This window comes from Orlajensenia flava (genome assembly GCF_004801905.1).
Lineage (GTDB): Bacteria > Actinomycetota > Actinomycetes > Actinomycetales > Microbacteriaceae > Orlajensenia > Orlajensenia flava.
Genome location: NZ_SSSN01000005.1, coordinates 465004 through 471499 on the forward strand (window position 1 = coordinate 465004; position 6496 = coordinate 471499).

Below are 6496 nucleotides of genomic sequence, written 5' to 3' on the forward strand. Positions count from 1 at the left end.
AGCACATATAAGGCGTCGGTCGGGGCGCCAGCTCAATCGCGACTGGAGCGCCGCTCGTCGAGGTATTGCTGCCACGTGCGTCCGGCGCGGTCGACGTCACCGCTCGCGAGGTTGGCGCTGTCTCGGTAGGCGCGCCCGATTGAACCGGGGATGCTGAAGCGCAGCATCCGTCGCCGCTTTTCCAATGCACGAGCGTACGTCTCGATCAGTGTCTCGATGCTGAGCACCTCGGGCCCGGCGATGTCGGCTACGCGTCCCGCGGGCGCCGCCAGCGTCAGGTCGGCCAGTCGCCGCGCGACCGATTCGACGTCGACGGGCTCGAAGTTCACGCCACGGGGTGCCGGAGCGAGAGGGAGTTTCTCCAGACCGCGCACGAACGGCAGCACGAAGTCGTGCAACTGCGCGGCCCGCAAGACGGTCCACGGGATGCCCGACTCGGCGACCGCTTGCTCGGCGGCATCCTTCATGCGGAAGTAGCCGATCGGCATGCGGCCGGCCCCGATGACCGAGATCAGGATGATGTGCTCGACCCTCGCCGCCGCAGCCGAGGCGACGAGCTTTCGCGTCGCGACGTCGTCGCCCTTCGGGCCACCCGCCAGATGCAGGACGACCGTGACGCCGTCCAGGGCGGTTGCCACGCCATCGCCCGTCATCACGTCGCCCCTGAAATGCCTCACGCCGGGGGTGTCGCCGCCGCCGCCGCCCCTGCTGAGGATGCGCAGGTCGCGGCCGTCCCGGGCGAGAAGGGGGACGACATGGCTGCCGATGTTTCCGGTGCCACCGGTCACGAGAACGGATGCGGTCACTTGTTGCTCCTCGATGTCACATGCGCGCGGGTTGCTGCGTCGAGATAATGACGAGGCAAGCGAACGGAATGTGACATGGACGACGATCTGGCCCAGCGCTTTGAGATGGAGCGCCCTCGGCTGCGGTCCATCGCCGCGCGGCTGGTCGGCGCCGCCGACGCGGATGATGCCGTTCAGGAGACGTGGTTGAGGCTGGCGCGCGCTCGAGCGGGCGAAATTGAGAATCTACCGGCCTGGCTGACGACCGTCGTCTCGAGAGTCAGCCTCGACCGCCTTCGAGCGAGGCGCACGCGCGATCGCTCGTGGCAGGTCGAACCCTGGCGGGACGAACCGGTGGCCGAACAGGCGGATCCGGCCGAGCTGGTTGCCCAGAGCGATCAGGTCGGCGTGGCCCTGCAGATCGTCATGGAGACGCTGAGCCCGGCCGAGCGCATCGCGTTCCTGCTCCACGACGTCTTCGGGCAGCCTTTCGAGGAGATCGCGATCGTCCTGGATCGGTCGACGGATGCCGCACGCCAGTTGGCCTCCCGCGCCCGCCGTCGGGTGCGCGGGGCACCAGAGCCTTCGCGAGTGGGTCGGCAACGGCAGCGTCGCGTTGTCGACGCGTGGCTTGCGGCGGCGCAGGGCGGCGATTTCTCGGGACTGCTGGCGCTTCTGCACGACGACGCAGTCCTGAACGCCGACTACGGCGCGACGACACAGCGTTTGGAAGGCGCCGAGGTGATCGTCGGTCAAGCGATGCTCGCCGGCCGGTTGGCCGCGAACTCGCTACTGGTGCTGCTCGACGGGCGCCCGGGCGTCGCGGCGATGATGCACGGTCGAGTCGTGTCGCTGATGGCCTTCGACATCATCGACGACCGCATCCTCGGGTTAGAGGTGCTGGCCGACCCCGACCGGCTCGCTGACGTGGGGATACCGGGCATGACCTGAGGACGCCTCCGGCGCGGGGCGCTCGTCCTGATGCGGGCGGCGCGCCGCCATCCATTCGTTGCTATCTGTCTCTCGTGAGGATCACCGCGGATGGAGGGGCAGTCAGGTCGAGTCGTAGCACGAACCCCGCTGCCTGGTACATGCGTTGGTTGCGCATGCTGCGTGCGCCCGTGTAGAGCGAGAAGCTGCGAGCGTCATCCGGTGCGACTCCCACGATGAAGTCCAACAGCCGACGGCCCAAGCCGGCGCCTTGCAAGTCTGGAGCAACCATCAGCCGGCCGATCTCCCACACTGATCCACCATCCGGCTCGACGGCGAGCCGTCCACGCACGGAGGCGACGAGGCGTCCTCCCCGCCGCACGATGTAGGTGTCCCACCGCTCGAGATCGCTCCGAACCTGGGCGAGAGACTCGTTCAGCGCGGGGATGTCGAGGGTGTCGTTCTCGATTGCCTCCTGCACCCAGCACGCCCGGGTGAGCACCAGGAGCTCAGCGGCGTCGATGCCGGTCGCTGCCACTATCTCGAAGTCTGTCACCGTTCCAGAGTACGAGATCCTCGGACTGCTGCGCCCGGTCAGCGGGTGCCGCGGCGGCCGCGGGCGGAGATCGTGATCGCCACCGCGACGAGAACCAACCCGACGACCAGCACAACAGGGCCGATGGTGCCCCACAACGGGGAGCCGCTCATCGCCGAGCCGCGCAGCACGTTCAGACCCTGCAGGGTCCAGACCAACCCGACGAGGCTCAGGATGACGCCGGGGACGAGGTAGGGCCAGATGCGCTTCACGCTCCCACTTTAGTTGCGCGGAAACGATCGAAACGGATGCCTGCGTGGCGGCTGGTGAGAAGCCACACGATGAGGGCGACGCCCCAGACGAAGAAGAGCGGGTCCCAGATGAATACGTGCCCGATCATCGCGTCCTCGTCGTAACCGCCGGCAACGGGAATCGCGCCGACCAGGACTGCGCCGCTCACCGCGATGTTGACGCCACCGTATACGGCGATGCCGACAGCTCCGACCCAGCACACGGCTCGCCAGAGGCGCGGCGATGGCATCCGACCCGCCGCGATCACGACCGGAACGATCGCGGCCGACAGCTTCAGCAGACCGATGATGCCGAGGGCCATCCCGGCGAGTACCGGGGAGCTTTCCGCCGCATCGACGGCCCACGCCCCCACGGTCGGCAGCAACCACCGACCGCCGACAGCCCAATAAAGACTCGACGCGGCGTGCAGCAATCCGGAGACGCAGGCCACCGTCACGGCGATTCGCGCGACGACTGAGCGCCCCGAATTGCGATGGCTCGCGTTCGTCCCAACCGCGGAGGATGCCATGCGCTGAGAATACTCAGCCTCCTACCTGCCTGTCAGGGCGGCCCCATTCCGGCAGGGTACTTCTTGGCTCGGACCTGCTGCGAGACCATGTACCCATGACTGCTGAGGACGCATCCGCCGCTGAACAGATCGACGCCATCATCTCCAACGTCGGGGGATGGCGGGCGGAGACCCTCGCCGAGATTCGTCGTGTCATCGCGAGCGCCGACGCGGGCATCGTCGAGGAGATCAAATGGCGGAAGCCGTCGAAGCCGGGGGGTGTCGCCACCTGGGTCAGTGACGGCAATATCTGCATGGCGGACATCCTCAAGGCGGCCGTACGCCTGACCTTTCCCCAGGGCGCACGGCTGGAGGATCCGACCAAGCTCTTCAACTCGCGTCTGGACGGCAAGTTGATCAGGGCGATCGACTTCTTCGAGGACGCGAGGATCGACGCCGATGCGCTGAGCCGACTCGTGCAGCAGGCGGTGGCGGTGAATCGAAAGGACTGATCGTCCCGGCGGGAGGTACGTGTCCATCCGCTCCGATGAGTGGGACCATGATTGCATGAGCCTCTACGACGGGTTGGGTGGCTTCGACGTTCTGCTCGCGGTGAGCCGTCGGTGGCATCAGTTGTGTCTCGCCGATCCTGAGGCGGCGCATCCCTTCGAACATGGACTGCACCCTCAACACGACGAGCGACTCGCCGCGTATCTCGCCGAGGTCTGCGGCGGCCCTGCGCTCTACACCGCCGGATACGGGGACGAATCGTCGATGCAGCGGCTGCACGCGGGAAACGGCGAACCCCACCCCTCCCTCGACGCCGCGTCCACGCGGTTGTTCACTGCGGCATTGAACGACGTCGGCGTTCCGGCCGGGCCGGCGAAGGAGCTCTCCGACTACTTCATCGAGGCGACGGCCGGCATGGAGCAATACGTCCGGAGCAGCGACGCGGTGCCACCGGGGCTGCCGATTCGTCTGGTGCGCTGAGGCGCGATCGATGTCGTAGGCGCGTGCGACGATCGGCTCAGGCGGGCGATCGGTAGGAGGCGGGATGCGGGGCGAGGCGACCGTATTGCATGCCGACCTCGACGCGTTCTATGCATCCGTCGAGCAGCGGGATGCGCCGGAGTTGCGGGGGCGGCCGGTCATCGTCGGCGGCGGGGTCGTGCTCGCGGCCAGCTACGAGGCGAAGGCGCGCGGAGTTCGTACCGCGATGGGTGGCCGGCAAGCGCGGGATCTGTGTCCGGAAGCCGTGATCGTTCCGCCTCGGATGGATGCCTACTCGGCCGCGAGTCGTGATGTGTTCGCGATCTTCCGGGACACGACGCCGCTCGTCGAGGGACTGTCAATCGACGAAGCGTTCCTCGAGGTGGGCGGGCTCCGCAAGATCGCGGGTTCGCCGGAGGATGTCGCGGTGCGACTGCGGCAGCGGGTGCGGTCGGAGGTGGGGCTGGCGATCTCGGTCGGCGTCGCGCGCACCAAGTTCCTCGCCAAAGTCGCGAGTGCGGTCAGCAAGCCCGATGGGTTGCTCGTGGTCGAGCCGGATCGCGAACAGGAGTTCCTCCTCCCGCTGCCGGTCGAGCGGATGTGGGGCGTCGGTGCGGTGACGGCCGAGAAGCTGCACGGGCTCGGCATCCGTACCGTGGGGGAGCTCGCCGAACTCGAGGCCGCGACCGCCGAGCGACTGCTGGGCAAGGCGACCGGGGCGCACGTGCACGCGCTGGCTCGGCTGCGCGATCCGCGCCCAGTGGACACCACGCGGCGGCGCGGATCCATCGGCTCTCAACGAGCCCTCGGCCGGCAACCTCGCACGATGGCGGAGCTCGACGTCATCCTCACTCAGATCGTCGATCGGCTCGCTCGGCGGCTGCGTGACGGCGATCGAGTCTGCCGCACCGTCGTGCTGCGGCTCCGCTTCGGCGACTTCGCGAAGGCCACGCGATCGCACACCGTCGGCTCGGCGACCGATCGGACTGCGGTGCTGCTCTCGGTCGCCCAAGGGTTACTCGCCGCTGCTGCGCCCGACATCGCGGAGCGCGGGATCACCCTCATCGGCGTCTCGCTGGCTCAGCTCGGGCGTGTGGCCGACCTGCAGCCGGAGTTGCCGATCGACTGGGCCGAGGGCGCGCAGCTCGACACGGTGCTGGATGCCGTGCGGGATCGCTTCGGCGCGACCTCGGTTGCGCGGGCGGTGCATCTCGGGCGCGATCCGGGATGGTCGGCGCCGGTGCTGCCGGAGCAGGAGTAGGCGCTGACGAGCAGTCGCGTCGAACGGGCTGGTGGCATCCGCTCGCCGGTTACCTGCCCGCGAGACGGGCGACGAGAGGTGCGAGGCGGACGGCGAACGCGGCGGACACGGTCAGGTAGGAGATCCCGGTCCGGTCGCGAAGCCGTGTGAGGGTGTCGGCGTCGCGCTCGACGTCACCCGACAGCAGCGCAACCGCCCCGGATCGCCGAAGTCCCTCGGGCGTGAGACCCAGCTGCTGTCGCAGCCAGTCGGGGATGTCATCGCCGACACCGGTCACCGAGAGACTCAGCTCCAGCCCGTCGCCGGCGATCGTCATGACCCTGTCGGTGAGTGCGGCGAGCTGATCGAGGTCGGTGTCGGGGGAGACCGGCAAGGCGAGTGTCGACGCGGCGGCGCCGGCGATGCGCAGCATCCGTTCTCCCTGACCGGCGATCACGATGTCCGGCGCCGGCTTGATCTGCGCGTGGGCCGCCGTGACCACCTCGTGGACGCGGTCGACTCGATGACGAGGTGAACCCCATTCGGCTCCGAGGGTGGCGGCATCCACGTCGCCACCCGGTCGCCCCGCGCCGATCCCGAGTTCGAAGCGGCCCCCGGACAGCTCCTGGATCGTCGTCGTCTCGCGCACGACCTCGGCCGGCCGCCGGAGTGGGGCCGACAGCACCCAGGTCCCCAGTCGCAGCGTCGACGTGCTGGCGGCGGCGGCCGTCAGCACGAGGAAGGGGGAGGGCGTCCACAGGGTGTCCGGCACCAGCAGTGTCGAGTACCCGAGCGCCTCGACCTCGATGGCGGAGTCGGCCCACGCGCGCGCGTCGCCACGGTGAGAGTGGATGGCGCCGAACCGGAACGTCCGAGGAGGTGTGCTCATGTCTTCATTGTCGACGCGGGCTGCAGGTGGCGACATCCCCCGGGGGGAGGTGAACGTGGTGCACCCGGCGAAGTAGGCAGTAGGCGAAGTCGTGCTTGCACGTGCGAGGGCCTCGATACGCGGAGCCGCTTCGCGTCTGCGCTACTCGACCGGCAACGTCCGCTGGTTGAGTAGCCCCGCGACGAAGGAGCAGGGCGTATCGAAACCCGCCGGTCGCAGGTGCGAGGGTCTCGATACGCGGAGCCGCTGGCGTGTCTGCGCTACTCGACCAGCAACGTCCGCTGGTTGAGTAGCCCCGCGACGAAGGAGCAGGGCGTATCGAAACCCG

The 6496-nt window shown here is 68.5% G+C and carries 9 protein-coding genes; 4 read left to right on the plus strand and 5 right to left on the minus strand.

The genetic code is table 11. From position 1 onward, the window contains the following. Nucleotides 1-32: 32 nt before the first annotated feature. On the minus strand, nt 33-806 hold the full coding sequence (locus tag E6C70_RS09970) for an SDR family oxidoreductase (RefSeq protein WP_136424364.1): 774 nt from the start codon (nt 804-806) through the stop codon (nt 33-35). Between the two features lie 75 nt (nt 807-881). Between E6C70_RS09970 and E6C70_RS09975 the strand changes: the two genes are divergently transcribed. Continuing rightward, nucleotides 882-1736, plus strand: coding sequence for a sigma-70 family RNA polymerase sigma factor (locus tag E6C70_RS09975; protein WP_136424365.1), 855 nt, complete (start codon nt 882-884; stop codon nt 1734-1736). Nucleotides 1737-1797: 61 nt separating this feature from the next. Here the strand turns inward: E6C70_RS09975 and E6C70_RS09980 are convergent, their stop codons facing one another. Genes E6C70_RS09980 through E6C70_RS09990 form a run of 3 tightly spaced genes read right to left on the minus strand, consistent with a single transcriptional unit; the run spans nt 1798 to nt 3070 of the window. Beyond that, nucleotides 1798-2271 (minus strand): GNAT family N-acetyltransferase, encoded by a 474-nt coding sequence (locus E6C70_RS09980; protein ID WP_168770912.1) that lies wholly within the window; start codon nt 2269-2271, stop codon nt 1798-1800. 38 nt (nt 2272-2309) lie between these two features. Next, nucleotides 2310-2522 (minus strand): hypothetical protein, encoded by a 213-nt coding sequence (locus E6C70_RS09985; protein ID WP_136424367.1) that lies wholly within the window; start codon nt 2520-2522, stop codon nt 2310-2312. After that, nucleotides 2519-3070, minus strand: a complete 552-nt coding sequence (locus E6C70_RS09990) for a DUF3995 domain-containing protein (RefSeq protein ID WP_136424368.1) — start codon at nt 3068-3070, stop codon at nt 2519-2521. Before E6C70_RS09990 ends, E6C70_RS09985 begins: the two co-directional genes overlap by 4 nt. A 95-nt stretch (nt 3071-3165) precedes the next feature. On the opposite strand from E6C70_RS09990, the gene E6C70_RS09995 reads away from it, so the two are divergent. From E6C70_RS09995 to dinB, 3 genes are all read left to right on the plus strand, one after another. Beyond that, entirely contained in the window at nt 3166-3561 is a 396-nt protein-coding gene (locus tag E6C70_RS09995; RefSeq protein ID WP_136424369.1) for a DUF1801 domain-containing protein, read from the plus strand. Nucleotides 3562-3616: 55 nt separating this feature from the next. After that, complete coding sequence (locus E6C70_RS10000; RefSeq protein WP_136424370.1) at nt 3617-4039, plus strand: globin domain-containing protein; 423 nt, start codon at nt 3617-3619, stop codon at nt 4037-4039. A 64-nt stretch (nt 4040-4103) separates the two neighbouring features. Then, complete coding sequence (dinB, locus tag E6C70_RS10005; protein WP_136424371.1) at nt 4104-5300, plus strand: DNA polymerase IV; 1197 nt, start codon at nt 4104-4106, stop codon at nt 5298-5300. A 49-nt stretch (nt 5301-5349) separates the two neighbouring features. Here the strand turns inward: dinB and E6C70_RS10010 are convergent, their stop codons facing one another. Then, nucleotides 5350-6168: an LLM class flavin-dependent oxidoreductase gene (locus E6C70_RS10010; protein WP_168770913.1), complete on the minus strand. Its 819-nt coding sequence runs from the start codon at nt 6166-6168 to the stop codon at nt 5350-5352. Nucleotides 6169-6496 lie beyond the last annotated feature (328 nt).